The 24157-nt window shown below is 43.5% G+C and carries 17 protein-coding genes; all 17 read left to right on the top strand.

Annotation, left to right across the window (positions count from 1 at the left end; genetic code table 11):
• Positions 1-5: 5 nt before the first annotated feature.
• The 17 genes from J7E85_RS09950 (at position 6) to J7E85_RS10030 (ending at position 24142) form a co-directional block, all read left to right on the top strand.
• The gene (locus tag J7E85_RS09950) at positions 6-815 is read left to right on the top strand and encodes an AAA family ATPase (RefSeq protein ID WP_215157355.1); all 810 of its coding nucleotides are present in this window, start codon (positions 6-8) and stop codon (positions 813-815) included.
• Positions 816-1053: 238 nt separating this feature from the next.
• Complete coding sequence (locus tag J7E85_RS09955) at positions 1054-2232, top strand: DUF4317 domain-containing protein (RefSeq protein ID WP_215157357.1); 1179 nt, start codon at positions 1054-1056, stop codon at positions 2230-2232.
• A gap of 251 nt (positions 2233-2483) precedes the next feature.
• Entirely contained in the window at positions 2484-3188 is a 705-nt protein-coding gene (locus J7E85_RS09960) for an ABC transporter ATP-binding protein (protein WP_353049481.1), read from the top strand.
• Positions 3188-5515 carry an ABC transporter permease gene (locus J7E85_RS09965; RefSeq protein WP_215157359.1) on the top strand — a complete coding sequence of 776 codons (2328 nt, stop codon included), beginning with the start codon at positions 3188-3190 and terminating at the stop codon, positions 5513-5515. Before J7E85_RS09960 ends, J7E85_RS09965 begins: the two co-directional genes overlap by 1 nt.
• A gap of 525 nt (positions 5516-6040) precedes the next feature.
• Positions 6041-8254 (top strand): ABC transporter ATP-binding protein, encoded by a 2214-nt coding sequence (locus tag J7E85_RS09970; protein ID WP_215157361.1) that lies wholly within the window; start codon positions 6041-6043, stop codon positions 8252-8254.
• 7 nt (positions 8255-8261) lie between these two features.
• Positions 8262-8792 (top strand): DUF1854 domain-containing protein, encoded by a 531-nt coding sequence (locus J7E85_RS09975; protein ID WP_215157363.1) that lies wholly within the window; start codon positions 8262-8264, stop codon positions 8790-8792.
• Positions 8793-8803: 11 nt separating this feature from the next.
• Positions 8804-11032 carry an ABC transporter ATP-binding protein gene (locus J7E85_RS09980; RefSeq protein ID WP_215157365.1) on the top strand — a complete coding sequence of 743 codons (2229 nt, stop codon included), beginning with the start codon at positions 8804-8806 and terminating at the stop codon, positions 11030-11032.
• 182 nt (positions 11033-11214) lie between these two features.
• Entirely contained in the window at positions 11215-11787 is a 573-nt protein-coding gene (locus J7E85_RS09985; RefSeq protein WP_215157367.1) for an ABC transporter substrate-binding protein, read from the top strand.
• Positions 11765-12526 (top strand): extracellular solute-binding protein, encoded by a 762-nt coding sequence (locus J7E85_RS09990; protein WP_215157369.1) that lies wholly within the window; start codon positions 11765-11767, stop codon positions 12524-12526. Before J7E85_RS09985 ends, J7E85_RS09990 begins: the two co-directional genes overlap by 23 nt.
• 341 nt (positions 12527-12867) lie before the next feature.
• Positions 12868-13689, top strand: a complete 822-nt coding sequence (locus J7E85_RS09995; protein WP_251035621.1) for a response regulator transcription factor — start codon at positions 12868-12870, stop codon at positions 13687-13689.
• A gap of 134 nt (positions 13690-13823) precedes the next feature.
• Positions 13824-15092 carry a sensor histidine kinase gene (locus J7E85_RS10000; protein WP_215157371.1) on the top strand — a complete coding sequence of 423 codons (1269 nt, stop codon included), beginning with the start codon at positions 13824-13826 and terminating at the stop codon, positions 15090-15092.
• Between the two features lie 18 nt (positions 15093-15110).
• A complete protein-coding gene (locus tag J7E85_RS10005) occupies positions 15111-15875 on the top strand; it encodes a hypothetical protein (protein WP_076325480.1) in 765 nt (254 codons plus the stop codon).
• A gap of 159 nt (positions 15876-16034) precedes the next feature.
• Positions 16035-17327 carry an alpha-L-fucosidase gene (locus J7E85_RS10010; RefSeq protein WP_215157373.1) on the top strand — a complete coding sequence of 431 codons (1293 nt, stop codon included), beginning with the start codon at positions 16035-16037 and terminating at the stop codon, positions 17325-17327.
• A 69-nt stretch (positions 17328-17396) separates the two neighbouring features.
• Positions 17397-18782: an ABC transporter substrate-binding protein gene (locus J7E85_RS10015; protein WP_215157375.1), complete on the top strand. Its 1386-nt coding sequence runs from the start codon at positions 17397-17399 to the stop codon at positions 18780-18782.
• A 273-nt stretch (positions 18783-19055) separates the two neighbouring features.
• Complete coding sequence (locus J7E85_RS10020; RefSeq protein ID WP_076325478.1) at positions 19056-20174, top strand: ABC transporter ATP-binding protein; 1119 nt, start codon at positions 19056-19058, stop codon at positions 20172-20174.
• 13 nt (positions 20175-20187) lie between these two features.
• On the top strand, positions 20188-23157 hold the full coding sequence (locus J7E85_RS10025; protein WP_215157377.1) for an extracellular solute-binding protein: 2970 nt from the start codon (positions 20188-20190) through the stop codon (positions 23155-23157).
• Entirely contained in the window at positions 23147-24142 is a 996-nt protein-coding gene (locus tag J7E85_RS10030) for a carbohydrate ABC transporter permease (protein WP_076325476.1), read from the top strand. The genes J7E85_RS10025 and J7E85_RS10030 overlap by 11 nt, the downstream gene beginning before the upstream one ends.
• The last annotated feature ends 15 nt before the right edge of the window (positions 24143-24157 follow it).

Below are 24157 nucleotides of genomic sequence, written 5' to 3' on the forward strand. Positions count from 1 at the left end.
AGACGATGCTATATTTAACTAACTTCAAACTCTCTTCTTCCATTTCCAGCAACCCGAATATATATCCCGATCATGTGTTCAGGCACATTGCAGGGGAAGTTCTGCTGTTTGATCGAATCACGGTATTATATGGCAGTAATGGCTCCGGCAAATCCACCTTGCTGAATCTTATCGCCAACAAATTGGGAATCGCGGGCTCTGAGCGAATGACAAGTTATGGTCACAACGTGTACGCGCAGCGGTTTATCGAGGAGAGCAGCTACCAACTCGGGCATGATGACCAGGAGCGTCCTATATATAAGCTTCCCGATGGGAGCCGGTACATCAAGTCAGAGGATCTATTGTATGAAATCAAGAAAATACAGCAGGAAAGCGTGCTTCGCGAAGGGTTGCTGCATGAGCAGTTCGTTCAGGGAAAGAGCAAGGCCGAGGTAGAAGAGCTGGAGCAGTCGTATGAGTTCAAAAAGAAGATGGATATCATTCAATTCTCTCAGGAGAAATATTCGAACGGGGAGACGTCGATGCAGTTTTTTGAGGAATATTTGCTTCCCGGGCAACTGTATTTACTGGATGAACCGGAAACGTCGCTTTCTCCGGCGAATCAAATCAAGCTGGCCGAGCAAATGAACGATCTGGCGCGTTATTTTGACAGCCAATTCATTATTGCTACGCACTCTCCTTTTGTTCTGGGTACACTTCATGCGAAGATCTACAATCTCGATGCCAAGATTTTGCAAACGGCAGAATGGTTTGAACTCGACAATGTACAATTCTTTTACCGGTTTTTTCATAAACATCAAAGGTTGTTTGAATGAATAGGTTCGAGTATCCAGAAGAGGTATCCTTCGAGTAAGGATATCTCTTTTTGGTATGGGTTCCCACAAGGAAATGTCCTCGACTCGGGTATGCAAATATGCAACAATAGAGGATCAGGTGCACAGGAGAATTGACCCTAGGGACAGCAAGGCAAGCAGCAAGATCGCTTACAAATTTGCGTTCCAATACTTTATACTAAATAAGCTAGAATATATCTAAGGAGCTGCCGAATTCGATATGAACAAAAAAGAAGTCGCCAATATACGCAAACAATTTAAGCTGGATCACGATTTAATGAATATTTACGATATTCTCAATGTCTATATTACGAAGGAAACGAATGAAATCTATCACTGGGAGCGCCTGCCGTTCGAACTGGTGGATCGGGAGAAGCAAGAGTTATACATGGGTAATTTCAAAAAACTGCTGACCGGCGAACTCGATCAAAAATTGTTCGAATTGAGGTTTCAGGAAGCAGCGGAGGAACCGGCGCAGGTCATGCTTCACCAGGCTCTCGTGTCGGGTGATCCGGAAGAATGGCAGGACTTGATGCTGATGCTGGTGGATAGAATGCTGAAGGATGCCCAATATGAGCGGGATATGGTGGTCACGTTCGTTCGGGGACAGTATTATATGCCGACCAAGGCGAGAAACGATGAAGCGGAAGAGAGCGAGAAGAACGAGGTGTTCGCCCATCCGTTCATTTTATGCAGTGTGAATTCTACGGAGAAACAACGGAAGACGCTCTTGTTCGATTATGTGGAGAGGGAGTTCAAGTACAATGTCATTGTAGATCCGATTATCAAGTTAAGTACGCCGGAGCAAGGATTCCTGTACCCTAGCGTGACGGACAATTATTCCGATGTGAATCGTATTTTGTATTGTACGGGAAAATCGAATTTTCCGGATCCGCATTTTGTCGAACAGGTCTTGAACGGAGAAAGATCCGTGACGGCACTTGAAGAGCGAGCGATCTTCGAAGATATCGTCAAGGAAGTGGCCGGCGAACAGCTCGATTCAGCCACCATTGCCCAGGTGTACGAGGAAATCAACCGGGTGATCGAAATTAACGAAGAGACGAAGGAGGAAGAACCTCCGAAGCTGGATTATAAAGATCTGGAGCGCGTACTGAACGCAAGCGGCGTAGAGGACGTGACGACCGAGAAGGTGGAGCGGGCATTCGAAACCATCGTGGACAACAAGAACTATGAAATGAAAGCAACCAGCGTCATGCCGAAGTTTACTTCCAAATCCATTAAGATCGAAACCAAGGTAGCTACGATTTCGGTTAGCCCGCAGGATCTAAGGTATGTCAAACAGGTGAATTTCCAAGGTAAACGCTGCATCATGATTGAAGTCGACGAAGATGTCGCGATTGAAGGGTTTACGCTAGCTTCAGAGACGCTTTTAAGTTAAATCAGTTCCATTTCAGACAAGATCAGGTATCGTACGCAGGAACAGACCGCTATCCCACAGTCGGATGGCGGTCTGTTTGTTTTTTTTGCCTTTTGGAAAATTTCGTCCGGATTCAGCGTAGTTGAGCGAAATCCTTCTTGAGGCTGATGATGGAATACATCGCTTGTCGGGTGTCTCTTGTACCGTAAGGTGTAACATGGAGATTAACGCATCAATGCCAACTGAAAATTCAATACAGGGAGATGTAAGAAGTGATAACGTTAATCGAATTCAAAAATGTAACCAAGACTTATCAAATCGGTGAAGTGACGATTCAAGCCCTTGCGGGCGTTGACTTCTCCATATTAGAAGGGGAGTTCGTCGTTATTCTAGGGGCCAGCGGGGCGGGGAAGAGTACGATTTTGAATATTCTCGGCGGGATGGATACCGCTACCTCGGGACAAGTGTTTGTTGGGGATCAAGAGATTACGGGATGGAACGAGAAGAAATTAACCGAATACCGCGGCGAACAGGTTGGCTTTGTATTTCAATTCTATAACTTGATTCCGAATTTGAATGCGCTGGAGAACGTGGAATTTGCGACAGAGGTGTGTAAGGACCATCTGGACGCCCGTGATATTTTACATAAGGTTGGACTAGCGAATCGCATGAAGAACTTCCCTTCCCAGCTCTCTGGCGGCGAACAGCAAAGAGTTGCAATCGCGAGAGCGGTTGCCAAGAATCCCGCGCTTCTCCTCTGTGATGAACCCACCGGTGCTTTGGATTATGTGACAGGAAAGTCGGTCTTAAAGCTTCTGCAAGATTTGAACAGGGAAACGAAGACATGTGTCGTTCTGGTCACCCATAATTCGGCCATCGCGCCGATGGCGGATAAAGTGATCCGCGTCAAGAGCGGAAGGATCGAGAGCATCACGATCAATGATCACAAACAAAGCGTTGAAGGGATCGAGTGGTGATGAAGATTTTATCGTTGAAATTATTAAGGGACATGAAGCAGTCGATCGGACAATTCATAGCCATTGTATTGGTTATTGCGGTGGGAGCCTTTTTCTACACGGGGCTGGTCACCTTAAGCGACAATCTGAGCGCTTATACGAAGGGGTATTTTCAAGAACATAATTTAAGCGACTTGAACGTCTATTACAGTCAAATTTCCGCGGAGGATGTGGCTGGTTTACGAGACATTGAAGGTATTCATCATCTCGAAGGGCGTTATACCGTTCAGGCCGCACAGGCTTTTGAAGATTATAAAGCTACATTAACTGTGCATTCGATCCCCGTACCGAATGAAATCAACACGTCCAGAATGATGGAGGGCAGGATTCCAACTGAGCCGAATGAGATCCTGTTGGACTCCCATTATGCTGGGGGACATCATTACCGTGTCGGTGATTCCATCAGCCTCCGTGTGAATGACAAGGATATGGCGTTCACGATCAGCGGCTTGAACGAGAATGTGGAGCATGCCAAGAAGAACGAAACCCAGGACCATCAAGCTTATGGAATTGCTTATATTTCCGAAGAGACCATACCTGAAATCGCAGGCGGCTTGTTCTACAATGAGATCATGATTGATGCCAAGGACGGTTACGATATTGACCAGTTAGGCCAAGCCATTGAAGCACATTCCCAATCACTCCCTTATGTAAGCCAGGTCAGCAAAGAGCGGACCTTCAACTATTCCCAGACCCAGCAAACGATCCATAATAATAAGCTGATGAGCAGGGTGATCCCGATCGTGCTCTTTTTGATTGAAGCGGTGATCCTGTTTCTGATCATGTCAAGGATTATAGATTCCCAGCGAAATCAAGTGGGCATTATGAAGGCATTAGGGGTGAAAAATAGAAGCATCATGCTTCACTACATGGGCTACCCTGTGCTGGCGGGTGTCATCGGCTCCATCCTGGGCTATGCCATAGCCGCTGCCCTGTTCATTCCACTCATTACGGCGTCGATTGGAAGATCCTACTCCCTACCTGACTTGACGTTCTCCCTTTCGTTATTTGCGATCCTTCGTCCAATGATATGCTCCTGTGCTTTTGGCATGCTGTCCTGCTATTTAAGCGGTAGAGCGATATTACAAGAACGTGCTGCCCAGGCGATGCGTCCGAAACCGCCGAAGAAAATGAAGAAGCTGCTCATAGAGAAAGTTCCAGGGATGTGGAGTCGGCTGCCTTACAGCTACAAGATCATTCTAAGAAATATATTCTTAAATAAACAAAAAGCACTCGCGAGCTCCGTTGGCGTTGTGGTCAGTACGGTTTTGTTGATCACGGCTTTTGGCACGCAGACGGCCCTGCTCAAAGTAGCCGGCCAGATTGAAGAGGTAAATACGTATGATTTACGAGTCGATTATTCGATGGGATCGTTCCCTGATCCGGCGACACTGCCCTCCGGCATTGCAGACCGTTATGGGTTGTCCACCTACCCTGTGGAATTCATCCAAGGGGAAAACCAAGAAAACGCTACGCTCGTGATTACGGAGCAGGATAATGAGTTGATTCGCTTTTATGATGAAAAAGGCAATCGGCTATCGTTAGAAGATCATGGCGTGCTGGTACCGAAATCTTATGCGGATCAGTATCATATTTCGGAAGGGGAAACGATCCAGATTCAATTTACGGCACCGGAGTTTAACCAAGCCATCGTCGATATGAGGGTTCTGGATATATCCACACAGTATTCGAATCCGTCGTTCTACAGCACACCAAGCTATATGAAGAGTTTGGGGATCGACTACGATCCTTCTTCGCTGTTAGTGAGCGTACATAGCGCTGCAGATCTGGCGGGCGTTCGCAGCTTCTTTGAACAGGATCCACAGGTAGATGCCATTGCGGGCAAGAATGATCTCAAGAAATCAGCGCAATATATGCTGAAGCAAAACAGCTTTATCTTCATCATGTTTATTGTCTGCGCCGTCATTCTGTCCTTCGGCGCCATCTACACCATCTCTTCCATCAACATTTACGAAAGGAATCGTGAGCTTGCCACCCTGAAGGTATTAGGCTATCCCAAACCTAAAATCAATCGGCTGATCTTCTCTGAAAACATGCTGTTAACCGCTTTTGCGATCATTGTCGCTCTGCCGATCAGCGGTTATGTCTATTCCATCATCATCAAGGCGCTATCGAGTACGCATCAGCAAATCCCGGATCAATTAAACCTAGTGATCCTGCTGGCATCTGTTGTGCTGGCATTCTTTTTGACCCTTCTCTCTAACCTCATGCTTCGGAAAAAAGTGACCCGGATTCATATGATTGAGTCACTGAAGGGTGTGGAGTGAATTGTATTTCCACTGCGCCCACCGATCCGGTGTCCAGCCGGGGGATGGGAGCAAGCATCCAGGATGATATCGGTGAAGCTGCCTGTGTCAGGAAATTCACCTTGCTAAGTCGCGGAAATCGCGGCTTTTTTGTTTTAGTTTACCTAAGAACACACACTATCTTCACATCTTAGTTGATAATATATTTACAGGGGATAAATACCTATTGGTGCGTGTTCAAAAAGGTCGATTTTCAGCACCGGAGCTTATGCTTCCGATGTGCGTTTTTTCAAAACGCTTCAGTTGGATGAAGCTAGGGAGTGAGGAGCGGAGCGTACGTTATGGGTACGTGAGCACCTAAGATGTTTCCGTAGGAAACATGACTTCGTAAGCATCCGCTAAGGCCCGGCTGAATTCAAGATTCGATGCCGAGCTGCTTCCTGATTCGCTTCGTGATCAAAAGCGGACTTTTTGAACAACCTCTATTGGGGTTCTAATAAAAAATATTCGGAATTATGGATGTATCGAATGATGAAAGGGGAGCCCATGATCAAAAGCTTACCGCATGAAGTGATTGTTGCGATACAACCTCATGAGCCTTATGACGTTATCTACTGGATGTTATGTGATCGAAGGTTGGATGGCGAAGGCTTCGCAAGCACGTATTTAATTTTGAGTAAGGAAAAGCTTTTAGTTGTGTCATTCCAAGGAGATACGGCGAATGTAGAGTCCATTGATATCGACAATATTGAAACTGTATTCACCGTCAATTTAATCGCCTCCGGTATCGTTGTTCTACAAGAGGATGAGGAGCGGGTCATCGGAGCATTTACGAATGGACAGATGGGGAGCGCTGCCAAGTTTGTCTCGATCTTTACTAAGATTAAGAAGAAAGAAGACATTAGCGATGAAGAGGTTGTAGATCGCCAGGAGAACATCACTTGTCCGAAATGTGGAATGAGATATCCCGAAGAAGGCAGGCAAATTTGCCCGAAATGTATGAAGAAGCATGCCATATTCTCTAGGCTGCTTAGATTTGCTGGACAGTATAAACTTCTGATGTTTTTCATTGTCCTGTTTATGCTGCTCAATTCCGCTACAGGTCTTGTCATACCTTATCTGCAAGGTACGGTATTGTTCGACCAAGCCCTTGGGAATACCGGAGACTTCGCTGGACGAATTGGTCTCGTGATCCTACTCATTTTTGTTTTTCGAACGATTTCCTTATTGTTCGGGATCCTATTTAGCACGATAAATGCCAGATTGGCGGCGAATGTAGTATTTGATTTGAAGGCAAGTGTGTTCGCTGCGATGCAGCGGTTATCGCTTAGTTTTTTTCAGAAAAAACAGACGGGTCAGCTTATGACAAGGGTTAGCAATGATGCGCAAGAATTGCAGTATTTTTTCGTAGATGGCATTTCTTACTTTATCGTCAATGCCATGAATATCATCGGTATTACAACCATTATGTTGATTATGGACTGGAAACTCACATTGATCTGCTTCATCCCGATTCCATTTGTCTTGCTGCTGATACGATGGGTGTTCCCTAAGCTATGGCGGTTGTCCTGGCGGAGACATCGACGTGTGAGCATGCTCAACGCCATGATCAGTGATACGATACAGGGTACGCGAGTTGTGAAAGCATTCGGGAAAGAACGTCAAGAGCTTGAGCGTTTCCAGAGAGCGAATTCATCCTACTCAGACTCGGAACAGTCCTTTAACCTGATGAGCAGTACAATCTTCCCGATATTAACGATCCTTACTCAATTTGGGGGCATCTTAATCTGGGCTTTTGGTGGTTGGAGGGTGATGCAGGGTAGTCTCTCGTTCGGTGAAGTCATGACTTTTATAAGTTATATTTACATGCTGTATGGTCCACTACAGTTTATGAATAACATTGTCAATTGGTGGTCCAGTTGTATGAGTGCGGCGCAGCGCATTTTTGAAATACAGGATGCCGTCTCCGATGTTGTAGAAAAGGAGGATGCGATTCCTATAGAGCGCTTGAATGGCGATATTCGCCTTTCCCATGTCACCTTCGGTTATGAGCCGAACAAGCTGATACTGAAAGATGTGTCAATGCATGCAAAACCAGGCCAGATGATCGGTGTCGTGGGACGCTCGGGTGCCGGTAAATCCACACTCGTGAATCTGATTTCTCGCCTATATGATGTTACAGATGGTGAAATCGTGATAGACGGAGTTAACGTAAAAGATCTCCAAATCGACACGATGCGCAAAAACATCGGGATTGTGTCGCAAGAGCTATATGTGTTTATGGGAACAATCGCCGAGAATATTGCTTACGCTGATCCTGAATGCTCGCTGGATGACATCATTAACGCTGCTCGAATTGCGAATGCACATGATTTCATTGAAAAGCTGCCCGATGGTTATGACACGATCGTTGGTACTGGAGGTCATATTCTGTCTGGTGGAGAGAAGCAAAGAATATCCATCGCACGAGCGGTTCTGCATAATCCCCAAATTTTAATCCTGGATGAAGCAACGGCATCACTGGATACGGAGACAGAATTTCAAATACAAGAAGCGCTTGAAACGTTAATCCGAGGTAGAACAACGATAGCGATCGCACATCGGTTGTCTACATTAAGAAATGCGGATTACTTACTGGTTATGGATGGAGGCAAGGTTGTTGAAGAAGGGACACATGAACAATTAATGATGATAAAAGGCGTATACCATGGCTTAGTACAAAAGCATGATGAAGCGCTGAGCATGAGAAGGGTGGGTTAATCTTTTAATGCAAATCACGGTACCTAACCAATCCGATTTGTCTGTCGCAGCGAGCATGAATTATTTAACGGCTGATAACACAGTGTTTATAAAAACAGAAGGCCAAATGCTTAGGGTTCAAGTGAATGATGAAAAATATCCGGCGGTATATTTGCACTGCTCCTTCCCACACACCAATAGAAGAGAATATATATCTGTTCGCACAAGTGAGAATAAAGAGATTGGCATCATCAAGTCTTTGGATGAAGATTTTCCGAAGGATACCGTTAGCCTACTTGAGGAGCAAATAAAAATGAGATATTTTGCTCCTGAGATCACGAAACTGATCAGAATTAAAGAAGAATTCGGGTACTCCTACTGGGAGACGGAAACCGTGTCCGGGAGTGTTCGGTTTACGGTTCGTAGCGGCGGAGGGAATGTGAAGCTCGTAACAGATCGCAAGCTGTTAATTATCGATGTGGATGGGAACCGATTCGTCATCGAGGATATCAAGCATTTAAGTGAGAAGGAATATCGACTGGTAGAAATGTATATATAGGGGAGGCTGCGATGAACCTTCAATTTAAGCTATCAGAGCAAGATCTTCTAGCTGTTCAGCGAGCCTTAGGAGAAAATATTACGTATTGCGTCCCCGCAGATTTATCGTTTGATAGCCGTAGGACGGATGGTTATTTTGTGATTGGGGAGACCAAGTGGGTCCACGTAGACAATGGGACAGTTACCGAAACCTGTGCAATTCATGAGGCACATGATTATAAGGTTGTTCCTTTAATCGGAAATGTGATCATGGAGGCGACGCATATGCAGACCCCGAGGATCATCATCCGGTGCACGATGCAGCATGCGGCAAGGCTCTCTTACATTGCTCAAATTCTGAATTACATGGCTTCGAACAGTAAGATCCGGATCTACAACAATGAGAGCGAGAATGTATGCTCACAATGCGGCGGCTACCTTGTTAAAGGTACTAGGTTATGTCCGAAGTGTATGAATAAAGGAGCTGCCTTTAAGAAACTCTGGGATGTTTCGAAGTCACATTGGAAAATATTGATCACGGCACTCGCCGTTCTATTAATCATGTCGGCTGTTACGCTAACCGGCCCTTATTTTCAAAAAATACTTGTGAACTCGGCTTTGCAGCCGCCAGACGGCGTAAACCCAAGTACGCGGATATTTCTAATGGCTCTCGCTGGAATTGCATTTGGTTTAGTAGCAGGAGAGTTGTTAGGGGTATTAAGGGGTAGGATTATGGCCCGTGTAAGTTCAAGAATTGCAGCGGATCTGCGTAATCTTGTCTTTGAGAAGATTCAAAGCTTGTCGCTTGGATTCTTAACCTCGCAGCGTGCTGGCGATATCATGAACCGAATTAATTCTGATACAGATCGCATCCGGAATTTGATTCAAGAAGTGTTTTCGATGGCTATTTATCAAATCATCATGCTGGCCGCTGTGAGTTTCCTGCTATTTCACACAGACTGGCAGCTTGCCCTTATTATTATTTTGCCGGCGCCGATCGTTGTTTATATTCAATATTTTGTTTGGAAAGTCGTGCTTAAAAAGCTCTTTCGCAAGCAGTGGCGGGTTCATGATAAAGCCAATTCATTCCTGCATGATGTGCTGAGCGGGATTCGAGTGGTTAAAGCATTCGGTAAAGAGGAGCGGGAGATTAAGCGGTTCAGAGCATATCACCGGGAGTATGCCTTAGCTACAATCCGGAGTGAAAAAGTATACAGTTATTTATCGCCTATTTCCCATTACTTGATCCAGATTGGACAATATTTTGTATTGCTAGTAGGCTGTAATATGATTCTGGGCGGGAGGCTGTCCCTCGGTGAATTAGTTCAGTTTACTGGCTACGCAGCCATGATCTATGGTCCGCTTGGATGGTTAATGAATATGCCTAGATGGATCGCTAACGCCCTCATTTCTGTAGAGCGAGTATTCTCGGTCATTGATGAACAGCCGGAGATCACCGACACGGCGAAGTCCACGAAGCACAAGATTGATGGGACGATAAGTTTTAAGAATGTTACCTTCGGATACCGATCCTATGAACCCGTGCTCAAGTCCATCGATGTCGATATCAAGCAGGGGGAAATGATAGGACTCGTTGGTCACTCGGGATCGGGAAAGTCTACGTTTATCAATCTTATCTCCCGCTTCTATGATGTCAATGAAGGAACGATAAGCATCGACGGTGTGGACATTAGAGATATCAAGCAGGAAGATTTACGTTCTCAAATCGGGGTTGTGCTGCAGGAGACATTTTTGTTCAGTGGAACGATAATGAATAATATCAAGTATTCAAAACCAGAGGCAACGATGGAAGAAGTGATACAGGCTGCAAAAATAGCCAATGCTCATCATTTTATTAGCCAGTTCCCAGACGGTTATGATACCAGATTAGAGGAGAACGGGAACAATATTTCAGGTGGTGAAAGACAGCGGCTTGCCATTGCTAGAGCCGTGTTGAACAATCCTAGAATTCTAATATTGGATGAAGCAACGGCTTCGCTAGACATCGAGACAGAATCGGAAATCCAAGAAGCGCTGCAGCGTGTCACCAAGAACCGGACAACAATTGCCATAGCACATCGACTGGCCACATTGAAAAATGCGGATCGACTTCTTGTACTGAATAAAGGAGTCATTGCAGAAATCGGGACCCATGAAGAATTGATCGAGAAGCAAGGAATATATTACAAGCTGGTAACTGCCCAGCGAAACATGTCTAAGACCCAAACCGAACGGGTGCTGGAGCCCACCTTACATACTTGATGCATTCGGATACTGCAAGCCGGAGGATAGCGGCCTTGATCCCAAATGATAGAACCTATCCCGACCTTTGTCGGGATGGGTTTTTATATCCAAAGGAGGGGAACGCGTCACTATAAGTATATTCTGTACGATTTAGTGTAAGGGCTTACATGGCGAGTCTACAATTCGAATGGGGGCATATTATGAAAAAGTTCAAAAAACTACGGTTTATGTTACTTATTTCTACGTTCCTTGTTTCAATCTTACTCTCTGCATGCGTAAGTCCAAACAGTGATGAAGTCATATCAGATGAGAATAAGACAGAAGATGTAACCGATTCAGGTGAGCAAGTGACGATTAAATTTATGACACCTTGGGGTGCGGAAGAAGTTAAAAGCCGACTCTCGGATGCACTGGAGGCAAAATACCCGAATATTAAAATTGAACATATTGGTGCATTTGCATCTGCTGAGAAAATCCAGGAAGCCAATGCCGCGAATAATTCACCAGATATTATGCTCGTAACCGACCCGTTCGTGACATTAGATGAGTTAGAAATGACCTATCCTTTGGATAGTTTAATTGCTGAAAGTAATCTGGATTTGACTAAATTCCGTGATGGCGCAATTGATGCAATTCGGTTACGTGATCCCGAGCAGCAGGGAAGATTACTTGGTTTACCTTTTGAAGACGTCGTCGTGAATCTATTCTATAACAAAGATATTTTCGATAAGATGGGTATTGAATACCCAAGTGAAACACCAACATGGGGATGAAGTTCTCGAAAAGGCAGCGAAGATTGCAGGGAAGCATGGTGACAGCACATACGTTGGCTTAGCTACACGTGGTCTATCCCAATCGCTGCTTCAGTTATCCGCGCCTGGTACGAATCCGGAAACAGGAGAAATCATGTTCGAGAAAGATCCTGCTTTCGCAAAATATTTTAATCTAATCCAACGTGTTGTGAGTATCCCGGACAATGTTCCCGCAGAATCGGAGAAAGATAATTTTGGATTTGATAAAGGGAATGTTGCAATGATCCTATCCTTTGTAAATAGCGCCAACTTATATGCTCATACAGAGGGGCTGAACTTTGGCATGTCCGCGTACCCAAGCTGGAGTGAACTTCCGGGTATATTGCCAAACAACGTACCGCTTACACTGGCTATTAACCCGAACAGCGAACACATTAAAGAAGCATTTCAAGTGTTAGAATTCGCAGTTTCCGATGAGAACCAGAAGAATTTATCCATTGGCGGAGCTCCACCAGTCGTTAAGGACCCCGAAATACGACGATATATGGCAGGAGAAGATAATGTGGGTGTATACAACATTGATGCTGCCTATAAAGGAGAAGCGGCTAAACCGGTCTATTCACCTTTTGGCCCCGATATTTTCTATTATGAAGCCAACATTATTGATGACAAGACCGCAGAGTTTATTAAATTGAAGGGCAAAGAAGATGTCAATACCTTCTTACGCAAAAAATGGTTGAAGAATATGATGCGATATTGAAAGAGAAAGAAAGTAAGAAATAGAGGCAGGTACAATTATGTTAATTAAGGAGAAACCTATCCCGAGCTTTGTCGGAATAGGTTTTTTTTATCCAAAGGAGGCATTCCAATTAAATCGACGAGGCGAGAATCATCGATTTACATGGTACATAAAAAAGGAATTGAGACCTGCATGGCAAATAGTTAATTCTAGGAAGCGTTCTCACGAGAAATATGCTCAACAAATTTCCAAATGCACGTGCCATAGCAACATACGGATAAGGAGGAAATGGAATGTATCATTTGCAGCAAAGGGGGCAGCTTTACGAATTACGGACGTAAACTTGAAGTAAGAACAAAAAATTGGCAACAGCACCGCTCGCTCTTAATCCGATTTTCAGAGATCATTTGAAAATTGAAAAGCCGATTTGGCATAAAGATACTGCTAGCAGCGAAGAGGCTATTGGGAGGAAGAAATATAGCATGAACATTCTAATCGTTGAAGATGATGAATCAATTTGCAATATATTACAATCATATCTGGTGAATGAAGGTTGGACGGTATATACCTCGGAAGAAGGTAATGATGCCCTGCAAAAAATTCATAACTTTAAAATTGATTTATTAATTCTGGATTTGATGATTCATGGCATACCAGGGGAAGAAGTTTGTAGGAAAGTGAGAGGGTCTTCCAGCATGCCGATCATAATGATCACATCCAAGGCTCGTGAAATCGATACGATTAATGGTCTTAATCTAGGTGCGGATGACTATATTACGAAGCCTTTCCGCATGAAAGAGGTCATCGCTCGAATTCGAGCTCTGGAGCGAAGAATGAAGATGCTCTCTATAAATAGCCGAACTGTGATGCGATTTAACAAAGGAAGACTTCAAATAAACTTTGAATCGAAGGAAGTATACGTAAACGGTAAACTCGTGAATTTAACGGTTACAGAGTTTAAGCTGTTAAGTGTTTTGCTCAAAAAACCAAATAAGTTATATAGTCGACAAGATTTATCTTATGAAGTTCAAGGTTATCGAGATATTGGTGATGGGAGAACGACAGATACGCATATAAAAAATATCCGCAAAAAAATTGAAGAAGATCATAAAAATCCAGTTTATATTGTAACTAAAATTGGTGCGGGGTATAAATTTACGTTCCATCCGGATGAAGAGTACTAATGGAATTGTGGAATAGATTACGCCAGACCCATTGCATTCTGTTTATCTCCCTTATTTTGACATCTTTGATCTTTTTGTTAGCGACCTCTTTCTTATCCCGTCTTTCATTTGATCGTTCAATAGAGGTTTATAAGATGAAGTTTGTAGAGGATCAAACGCAGAAAATTGCCTTTACTTTGCGCACTCATCTAGAACCGGGCAAGCTATCGATCGAGAAGATGGACTGGCTTAAACAAGCAGTTAATGTATATTCGATGAGTATACGTTACTATGCTCCGGGCCATGAAGAAGTGCTGTATGATTCAGGGCTGGAAAGTCAGCAATATGGTCGGCCCTTCACGGCGAGCAGTCCGATTTATGTCGATGGCCAGTTAATCGGAATTTTGGATGCTACGGTTGATTTGGATAATGATTTCAATCTTCCTTCCGCATCGTTTTTTTCGTTTGCTTTATTTGGAGGTAGCGGTGGTATTACCATCATCTTATTATGCCTTATGGTAGTTATTTGTTATCTTCTTGCCAGGCGATTGTCGAAGCCGCTTCGTTTAAGCAGCCTTCAGGCGAAACGTATTGCTGGGGGGCATAGGGACACTTTAATTTCCGAAACGGGAACGTTGGAGCTGAATCAGCTAATTACTTCTATGAATAAGCTTGTTGTAGATTTGAATAACCAAGAACACTGGCGGGAGCAATCGATGCAAGATTTAACACATGAACTTCGTACTCCGCTAACCTCTATGCTATCCAGAATGGAGGCGCTTATTGATGGTATTTATCCAGCGAATGAAGAGAATTTAAATCGTATTTACGCCGAAATTGATCGGCTATGCCGCCTTGTGGATGATGTGGAAAAATTGTCTGAAGCAGAGGGAGCTAAATTCCAGCTTGATATTGAATTAATCGATATACGAAATCTGGTGAGGGATGTTTACGAGAATTTAATCTTCTTAGCTAAAGCCAAAGATATAAACTTTACTCTGCATACCATCTATACCCCTTGTCACGTGGAAGTAGATCCTGACCGTTTCGTCCAAATTATGACGAATATTATTTCCAATGCGATCAAGTATACGGCAATTGGAGGGAGCATCGATGTGGGAATCACGATTGATCACAAAGAAATGGTTACTATTTATTGCAGAGATAATGGCATAGGGATATCGGAGCAAGATTTGCCGCTTATTTTCAACCGGTTTTATCGGGCAGATAAAGCACGTACTAGAAATACAGGTGGAATCGGGGTTGGATTAAGTATTGCTAAAGCACTGATTGAAGCTCAAGGGGGAACTGTTCAAGCAGAAAGTAAGATAGGTGAGGGTTCGATGTTTCGAATTGATATTCCGTTAGTCCGAACGCCCAAAAACGAGTTGCTGGCGAACTCATATTCGCCATATAAGTTGTGACGGAGGTTTTACTTCATCATGAAAAAAACATTCCGCTTGCTATTCAAAAACCCATTAATTATTATGTATCCGATTATTTTGGATGCGTTATCATTCATTATTGGGCTTATCATTGTTGGTTTTATTGGTGTACCTTCACTATCCATACGTCTTATTCTGGAGATGGGGATTCCATCGGTCAGTTATGTTAGTAATATTCCGCAGCTCATCAATCAAATGCAGTTTATGGGTGATACGATATCTGTGAGAGCGTGGATTCCTGTTATATTCATGCTGTTACTGATGGCTTTTGCTCAGGGGGGGTATATCGCTTCTTTGCGTAATGTTGTGGAAGGCAGTCCAATATCAATCGGTCAATTTATGAAAGACGGCAAAAAATACGCGGTCCGCTTTATCTTCTTGTTTATGATCATAACAGCAGCAAAGACAGCCATTACAACGTTATTGGCAGCGTTTCTAGGTGTTATCGGACTGTTCTTATCCCTTGTTATATTTGTAGTTCTCCGAGTCATCTTTATTTATGTAGAATATTGTATCGTTGTTAATCAATTGAATGTTGATGCAGCATTCCGTCAGAGCAGACGTTATTTTCAAGCGTCAAGTTTTAACACGTCAGGTATTATTATTGTCATGATGATTAGTTCAGGCGTCATTAGCTTGCTACTTCACTATTTATGGAGCCCCGCAGCAGTAATTATAGCGATACCTATTTGTGCTGTTGTCATGGGTGTTATTCAAATTGCTTTCATGCAGCAGTTGCTGTTAAACAAAGCGTCTACATGAATGAATCACTAATACATAATTAACCCCTTAAATAGCAGTAAGGACACTCGTTCTTACTGCTATTTATCGTTATGGATCATCACATGAAATACGCAACATCTTCACACCACCTTCACAACAGAATTGTTAAGATTAGAAAAAAAGTTGAGGGGGGTCTTTGTGATAACGAATTCGATGATTAAACCTACTCTTCGGCAATTAGAGTATCAGGGTTGGGAGTTCGGTATGTTTTTGCATTTTGGTCTGCGTACATTCTATGAGGGGTATGTTGATTTTGATAAGCGCTCGATGTCACCTTCGGAATTCAATCCCGTTCGGTTAGATTGCGAGCAGTGGATTCGAACAGCTAAAGAATCTGGGATGAACTACGCGGTATTGACAGCCAAACATCATGACGGTTTCTCTAATTGGCCATCGAAGTATAGTTCATTCACTGTGGCTGAGTCCCCATGGAAAGAGGGAACCGGGGATGTGGTGAGGGAGTTCATCGCCGCATGCCGTAAGTATGATGTAAAACCTGGATTATATTATTCTCCATTTGACGGCTCGGCAGATTTTTATAATCAGGATGCCCGTGCATATGATGATTACTTTGTTAATCAAATTACGGAACTGCTTGGAGATTATGGAGACATTGATATTCTGTGGTTTGATGGTTGCGGCTCTGAAGGTCATGAATATGATTGGGCAAGGATTATGGGTGAGATTCGCCGACTGCAGCCGAATATTTTAATTTTTAATATGGGTGATCCTAATTTCCGGTGGGTAGGTAATGAAGACGGAATTGCGCCGATTCCTTGCTGGAATGTTACAGATGCAACGGAATTCTCGATTTTAACCCAGCAGAAAGATGCATTGGGTGAACATATATGGTTACCAGTTGAATGCGATGTACAGATGCGGGCGAATTGGTTCTACAGTGATAGTGATGAGCACACCATCAAGAGTCTAGATCAACTTATGGGCTTGTATTATTATTCGGTAGGTCGAGGTGCTAACTTGCTATTAAATATCGGACCGGATCGAGAAGGTTTGTTACCTGCGAAAGATACAGCACAGTTACAGGCAATGGGTAGTGAGATTCGTAGAAGATTCGATAATCCTATTGCTTCAATAGAACAGTGTTCGCAGAATAAGTCAGGATGGTCTTATGAGGCAACGAAACCTCATTTAATCGATCATATCCTGATTCGAGAGGATTTGGCGCACGGAGAACATGTGCGGGGTTTTCGGATTAACGTCACGACTGAAAAAACACATCGGTCCATCACGGTGTACGAAGGAAGAAACATTGGACATAGAGCAATTATTCGCATCCCTGCGATTAAAGTTCGGGGTCTTCAATTAGAAATAACAGATTATGATGGTGTGCCTTCAATCCGCCAAATTGCTATCTACTATGTGGGGGGGGGACTCGAGAACAATCTGAGCATCAGCCAGAGAAGTAACTAACCCCGTACATTACGGGGGGATGCTTTTTTAAAAATTTGTAGTTCATATATGTGAGGGGGATGGATTGTGATGATAAACCGAAAAATGTGGAATGTACTTATGATACTGTGCCTTATGCTTACCATTTTTGTAACCGCTTGCAGCAGCTCGGATAATACAGCTAATGAACCGGAAAGCCAGTCTGAAGCGACGGATACCAATAATACGGATACAAACACGGAGGAAGGTAAGGAAGAGGAACCGAAAGAGCCTGTCAAACAATTTAGCGATGAACCCGTAACGCTTAAGATAGCGACGCCTTGGGGAATCGACTATTTCACACCGAGAATGATTGATCCGATTCAAGAGCAATTCCCCCATGTGACCGTCGAGCATGTTGACTGGAACGGGACGGCTGAGAATATGCAGGAATTAAGTGCGCAAGGTATTGTTCCTGATATTGTATTAGGTTACACCGGTCAAGCACCGTTTGAAGAACTTGAGATGGTATTCGGTCTGGATGACATGATTGCCGAGTATGGCGTTGATTTAAGTGGAGTCAATCCACAGCTGCTTCAGGAATTACGTTCAAGGGACAAAGAAGGACGTCTGATTGGTCTTCCCGATGCTGGCGATGTCCTCGCATTGTACTATAACAAGGAAATCTTTGATCTGTTAGGTGTCAACTATCCATCTGACAATATGACGTGGGATGAACTTATTGATCTGGCGAAGCAGCTGACCGTCAAGAAGGACGGTGTTCAATATAGTGGCCTTGATCTAGGGGCCATGCCAACAGCGTTATTTAATCAATTATCGATGAACTATACAGACCCAGAGACGGGTGAAGTATTGTTTGATAAAGATCCTAAATTTGCAAAGATGATGGAAGTTCTCAAGAAATATTTCAGTATACCCAACATCTATAATCCAGAAGAACAAAGTAAATTTGAAGGTAAAACAGCTGCAATGGTCGTGAACTGGCATGGCTTCCTAACTTGGTTTGGTGGAGAAATGGAAGAGAGAGTTGAATATGAGAAAAATATGGATATGGTTCCCGTTCCGTCGTTTGCAGATATGCCGGGAATCGCTCCTAAACCAGGCGCTCATCCATGGATTATCAATGATTTCAGTGAACATAAAGAAGCAGGATTGCAAGTGTTAACCTACGTGATCTCCCCTGAATACCAGATACAATACCGGATGAGAATGGGTACTCCTTCCGTATCCTTAAGCCAAGAGGATGGGAAATTGTTCGGTGCAGATGATCCAACGTATACAGGCAAAAATGTGACTGCGATGTTCCAAAATCCATTTGCTGAACCACCTGCACGTAAAAGTCCGTGGGATCGGCATGTTGCGATCAATGAAGCACTCACGAAGTTTGCCACTACCGATTTGAATGTAGCGGAATTCACGCGTGTACTGAAGGAAGAGTCGGAAATTAAGATCAAGGAAGAGCAATCTAAGAAATAAACATGAAATGCATTAGGGGGAGCGTTATATGAAGCTGAAACTCACATTAGTCCTGTCTGTGTTTATTTTGTCAATATGTGGATCTTTCAGGGAGCCTAATGAAATTCTCTGAGTCAGATATGAATATTCCAGAGTTTCTAAGAGTATTGCAGGAAGAATCTGAGGCGAAAATCAAAGATGCCATGGCTAAGGGACAATAGATATTTCATGACCAAAAGATTCAAACCAAGGTATTGACTGGGAAAAATGGGATCGTGCAAGGGAGGAATTCTTGTGTCGAGAATTATATTTAATCATGTTCACAAACGTTATGGGAAATATAAAGAATACGCAGTGAAAGACTTTAACCTCGAAGTTGAGGATGAGGAATTTCTTGTCTTTGTAGGTTCTTCAGGATGTGGTAAATCGACAACATTACGTATGCTCGCGGGATTAGAAGATATCTCAGAAGGCGAAATTTATATTGGCGATACCATTGTGAATGATATGCCGCCTAAAGACCGTGATATATCGATGGTATTCCAAAATTATGCGTTATACCCGAACATGTCTGTCTACGATAATATTGCCTTTGGTCTGCAAATGAGAAAGCTTCCGAAACATGAAATTGAGTCATCGGTTAAACGGGCTGCCCGTGTGCTGGAAATTGAAAACTATCTGGACCGTAAACCAAGAGAATTATCTGGCGGTCAGCGCCAGCGTGTTGCACTTGGTCGGGCGATTGTTCGTACACCACAGGCATTTCTGATGGATGAACCGCTCTCCAACTTGGATGCTAAACTGCGTGTGCAGATGCGTTCGGAAATTATTCGGCTTCACAAAAAAATCGGTGTCACGACGATTTATGTTACCCATGATCAGATTGAAGCGATGACGATGGGCGATCGTATTGTGGTCATGGAGAAGGGGATTGTTCAACAGGTAGATACGCCAGAGGTTATTTATAATGAACCAGCTAATCTGTTCGTTGCTAACTTTATCGGAAACCCGCCGATGAATTTTGTGACCGGCAAAATTGAAGAGCGTGAAGGGTTCCTTGAATTCCATACGAAGCGCTTCGGGCTTAAGCTCACAGAGAAGCAAGCTCATGCGATAAGACAGATGAATCTCGTAGATCGAGGAATCATTATTGGAATGCGGCCAGAAAACATTAGCTTTGAGGAAATTATGTTGGAAGCGTATCCACAGTCGATTATTAACGGAACGATGGAATTAAGTGAATTTGTTGGATCTGACCGTTACTACCATATGAATATAGGGTTGGAGAAATATCTAGTTGCCCGTGCTCACCCACGCTATCACTTTGACGATGGAATGAGAACTGCTGTCGCCGTGGATATGAACAAAGCATTATTTTTCCATAAAGATACAGGGCTTCTATTAACAAAGTGATGGAGGGATACGAATGGTAAAGAGAAGTATTAAATTTCTTAACCGATTATTGCTCGTTATCTTATCCGTAGCCCTTATAGGTAATCCGGTGTTGCCAGGTAACGCACAAGGTGATCCCAAGATTGCAGAATCAAGCAGTCCGGATACACGTACTCAAGATTTTTCGAGCCATGAGCCTTATTTTTATACCATATCGAAAGAATGGGAGCAGAAGAAGGTTAAGGTGGGAGCGAAGGAGGCTCTGATTGATGCTAAATCGTATCATGCGAAGTCGGATGATGCTGTCGTCTCCGTGGGCTCTTATGAAGGCGAGCATGATGTTCTTCTATGGTCTCAGCCTAAAGGCTGGGTAGAGTACAAAGTAAATGTAGATCAAGAAGGCTTATATGAACTGGCTACGGATTATCACCCGTTTCTTTCAAAGGATGGGCTCGGGCGCCAGTCGGTGATCATGAGTGTCCAGATCAATGGAGAATATCCGTTTCGAGAGGCACATTCCGTTTCGTTGGAACGGCGATTCTCTGAGGTGAGACCAGAGAAATATGATGATGAGGGTAATCAAATACGCTCATTAATTGACGAAGAAGTGGGTTGGAAAACGACTTCCTTTCGTGATTCTGAGGGGTCTTATAGCAAACCGTTGCAATGGCATTTGAACAAAGGGGAAAACACGATTCGTATAGAGACGATTCGCCAGTCGGTCGCGCTGAAATCATTCCGTTTACAAGTCCCTAAAGACATTGCCAATTATGAAGACGTGAGAAAAACGTATCCAACTCATGCAGCAAGCGGCAGTAAGGAAGCCATTGTCATCGAGGGTGAACAGTTCAGTCTTAAAAACTCCTCTTCGATTCAAACGCAATACGATCGGAGTCCGTTATCTGAGCCTAAGTCACTCGATCTCGTTCGATTTAATACGCTGGGTGGTACGGGTTGGAACAAAGGCGGTCAAGCGGTGACTTGGGACTTTGAAGTTCCGGAAGATGGCCTATACCATCTGACATTCCGTGTGAAACAAAATTTGCGTAAAAATGCTACGGTATTCCGAAATATTTATATTGACGGTGAAATTCCTTTTAACGAAATGAAAAACGTTCCGTTCCCATATAACAGTGACTGGAAAAAGGTATCGCTTGCTAATACGGATGGGGAATTATTTGATTTCTATTTCACAAAAGGAAAGCATTCGCTCAAGATGGAAGCAACTGTCGAGCCTTATATCCCCGTCATAGCCGACATCGATCAGATGTCGAAGGAACTTCGCGACGTTTCCAGAGAACTTCGTATTGCCACAGGGAATAGCACAGATGCGTATCGCGTATGGAATATCGAGAAAGATATTCCGGGTATGACCAAGAGACTTGAAGTATTAAGGGATAGCTTCAACAAACTTACAGATGAAATGCTCGCAATCAACAAGGTAAGAGACAATGTGTCACAATCCTTTAAATCCAGTGTGCGAGATTTAGAAGATTTATTGAAAGATCCGAATGAAATTCCTTATAGTCAGTTAACCATCGGAACGATGCAAGAGAAAATTGAGGCCCAGCGTGTGGATTTGATGAATACTCCGCTGCAAATTGATCGAATTTATGTAGCTGCCCCCGATACAAAACTGCCTAGAATAGAGGCAAACTTCTTCGAGAAATTATGGAACTCGATCGTTACGTTGTTCTATTCCTTTTCAAGCAAGAACCAGCTTGATCGGAATGCAGAAGATGAATTGAATATTTGGATGTTCAAAGGGCGTGATTACGTCGATGAGCTGCAGCAGCTTGCCAATGAACGATTTACACCAGAGCATGGCATTAAAGTGAATATCAATTTGGTCCAGTCGGCAGATTTGGTAGTTCTCGGTAAAGCAGCCGGGATATTACCTGATATAGCGATTGGGGTACCGAGTGCATCGATCTTTGATTATGCATTGCGCAATGCCATTTATGACTTTACAAAATTCCCGGATTCGGAGGAATTGTTAGATCAATTCCATCCAGGTATTATGCAGCCTTACCGTTATGACGGTGGTGTTTATGGTATACCGGAGACCAATAACTTTAACATCATGTTTTATCGCAAGGATATTATGAATCAGCTTGGCCTATCTGTTCCGGATACTTGGGATGATGTATACAAGATTCTGCCGACGTTATTGCAGAACGAAAGCAACTTCTACATCCCGCCGGATAACTTCTCGTATCTGTTCTTCCAAAATAACGTGGAGTTGTATTCGAAAGACGGACTGACGAGTGCATTGAACGAACCTAAGGCTTTTGAAGCGTTCAAAGAATGGACGGAAATGTTCAATGTGTACGGAATGGAACGACAAGTGAACAGTTTCTATCAACAGTTTAGAGATGGAACCATGCCGATCGGTATTTCAGATTTCAATACATACATGCAGCTACTGGTCGCAGCACCGGAAATTATGAATGAATGGGCAATCGCTCCTATTCCTGGAACAAAGCAGGCAGACGGTACGATTGCAAGATGGGCTGCCGGGGGAGCACCGACAGCGAACATTCTTTTCAATGATACGCCGAAAGAGAAACGCGATCTCGCTTGGGATTTTGTGAAATGGTATATGTCCGAAGATATTCAAACCGAGTTTGGACTTAATCTGGAGCAATATCGCGGTGAAACCTTCCGCTGGAATTCAGCTAATGTTCATGCGTTTGCGAATATGCCTTGGAAACAGGATGATCTCAGCGTTATTTTGGATCAATGGCAGTGGATGCAAGAATGGCCCAATGTACCGGGAGGATATATGACGGCTCGAGAACTTGGTTTTGCTTGGAACAATGCAGCCATTGATCAAGTAAATCCAAGGATTGCATTAGAGAAGGCGGTTAAAGAAATAAACCGAGAGATGAAGCGTAAACAGCAAGAGTTCAATTATATCGATGAAAACGGGCAAGTGTTGAAGAAGCTCGATCTGATCCGAATTACGGAACCTTGGAAAGGAGCAATTCTGAATGACAGATAATGCAGCAGCTCTTTCTGAAAAGGTGAACGGAGCTAAGGCCAAGCTCGGTAAGACGAAGCCCAGCATTTCGGAACGGATCCATTATTTGTTGAAAGACATGTGGAAGTACCGCTTATCTTACTTGTTTATTTTGCCGTTTATGGCGATGTTCATCATATTTATCCTGATTCCTGTTGTTTCAGGCATTCTGTTAAGCTTCACTTATTTTAATGCCTTTGATTTTCCATCATGGCGGGGCTGGCTTAACTACCAGAATTTATTCTCGCAGGACATTATTTTCTTGCAGTATGTATTGCCTAACTCGTTTAAGTTTGCCGTATTCGTAGGGCCAGTCGGTTACATCTTAGCCTTTCTGTTAGCCTGGTTAATTGCTCAGCTGCCAACAACGATGCGCACTTGGTATGCACTTGCCATGTATGCTCCTTCGTTATCTGCAGGTGTTGCGATGGCAGTCGTTTGGACGGTTATGTTTACCGGGGACCGATCGGGTTATATTAACAGCTTTTTGCTCAAATGGGGAATCATTGATCAGCCGGTTTTATTCTTACTCGATAAAGACTACCTGCTCAATATTATGATCATTGTCTCGATATGGTCTTCTATGGGTATTGGTTTCTTGGCCATCTTGGCCGGTATTCTCAATGTGGATAGACAATTGTACGAGGCAGGACGAATTGATGGTATATCGAGCCGTCTTCAAGAAGTGTGGTACATCACCATTCCAATGATGAAGCCGCAGATGATGTTCGCAGCCATTATGGCAATCGTTCATACGATTAAATCCGGAGGTATTGGGGTTCAATTGTCGGGTACGAACCCGACTCCGAATTATGCGGGTCAATTATTAATTGATCATATCAATGACTATGGATTTATTCGTTTCGAACTCGGTTACGCGAGTGCGATTTCTATCGTCGTTCTTCTGATGTGTTATGTGTTAAGTAAATTTTTCGGTTATTTATTCGCACCGAAGGAGGATGAATAATGCAAGAGGCACGGA

It is taken from the genome of Paenibacillus sp. ISL-20, from assembly GCF_018613005.1.
Lineage (GTDB): Bacteria > Bacillota > Bacilli > Paenibacillales > Paenibacillaceae > Paenibacillus_AQ.

What these genes read in the sequence shown, in the direction of transcription:
- J7E85_RS09950 (WP_215157355.1), top strand. Translation starts at nt 6, where the DNA reads ATGCTATATTTAACTAACTTCAAACTCTCTTCTTCCATTTCCAGCAAC.
- J7E85_RS09955 (WP_215157357.1), top strand. Translation starts at nt 1,054, where the DNA reads ATGAACAAAAAAGAAGTCGCCAATATACGCAAACAATTTAAGCTGGAT.
- J7E85_RS09965 (WP_215157359.1), top strand. Translation starts at nt 3,188, where the DNA reads ATGAAGATTTTATCGTTGAAATTATTAAGGGACATGAAGCAGTCGATC.
- J7E85_RS09970 (WP_215157361.1), top strand. Translation starts at nt 6,041, where the DNA reads ATGATCAAAAGCTTACCGCATGAAGTGATTGTTGCGATACAACCTCAT.
- J7E85_RS09975 (WP_215157363.1), top strand. Translation starts at nt 8,262, where the DNA reads ATGCAAATCACGGTACCTAACCAATCCGATTTGTCTGTCGCAGCGAGC.
- J7E85_RS09980 (WP_215157365.1), top strand. Translation starts at nt 8,804, where the DNA reads ATGAACCTTCAATTTAAGCTATCAGAGCAAGATCTTCTAGCTGTTCAG.
- J7E85_RS09985 (WP_215157367.1), top strand. Translation starts at nt 11,215, where the DNA reads ATGAAAAAGTTCAAAAAACTACGGTTTATGTTACTTATTTCTACGTTC.
- J7E85_RS10000 (WP_215157371.1), top strand. Translation starts at nt 13,824, where the DNA reads ATGAAGTTTGTAGAGGATCAAACGCAGAAAATTGCCTTTACTTTGCGC.
- J7E85_RS10005 (WP_076325480.1), top strand. Translation starts at nt 15,111, where the DNA reads ATGAAAAAAACATTCCGCTTGCTATTCAAAAACCCATTAATTATTATG.
- J7E85_RS10015 (WP_215157375.1), top strand. Translation starts at nt 17,397, where the DNA reads ATGATAAACCGAAAAATGTGGAATGTACTTATGATACTGTGCCTTATG.
- J7E85_RS10025 (WP_215157377.1), top strand. Translation starts at nt 20,188, where the DNA reads ATGGTAAAGAGAAGTATTAAATTTCTTAACCGATTATTGCTCGTTATC.
- J7E85_RS10030 (WP_076325476.1), top strand. Translation starts at nt 23,147, where the DNA reads ATGACAGATAATGCAGCAGCTCTTTCTGAAAAGGTGAACGGAGCTAAG.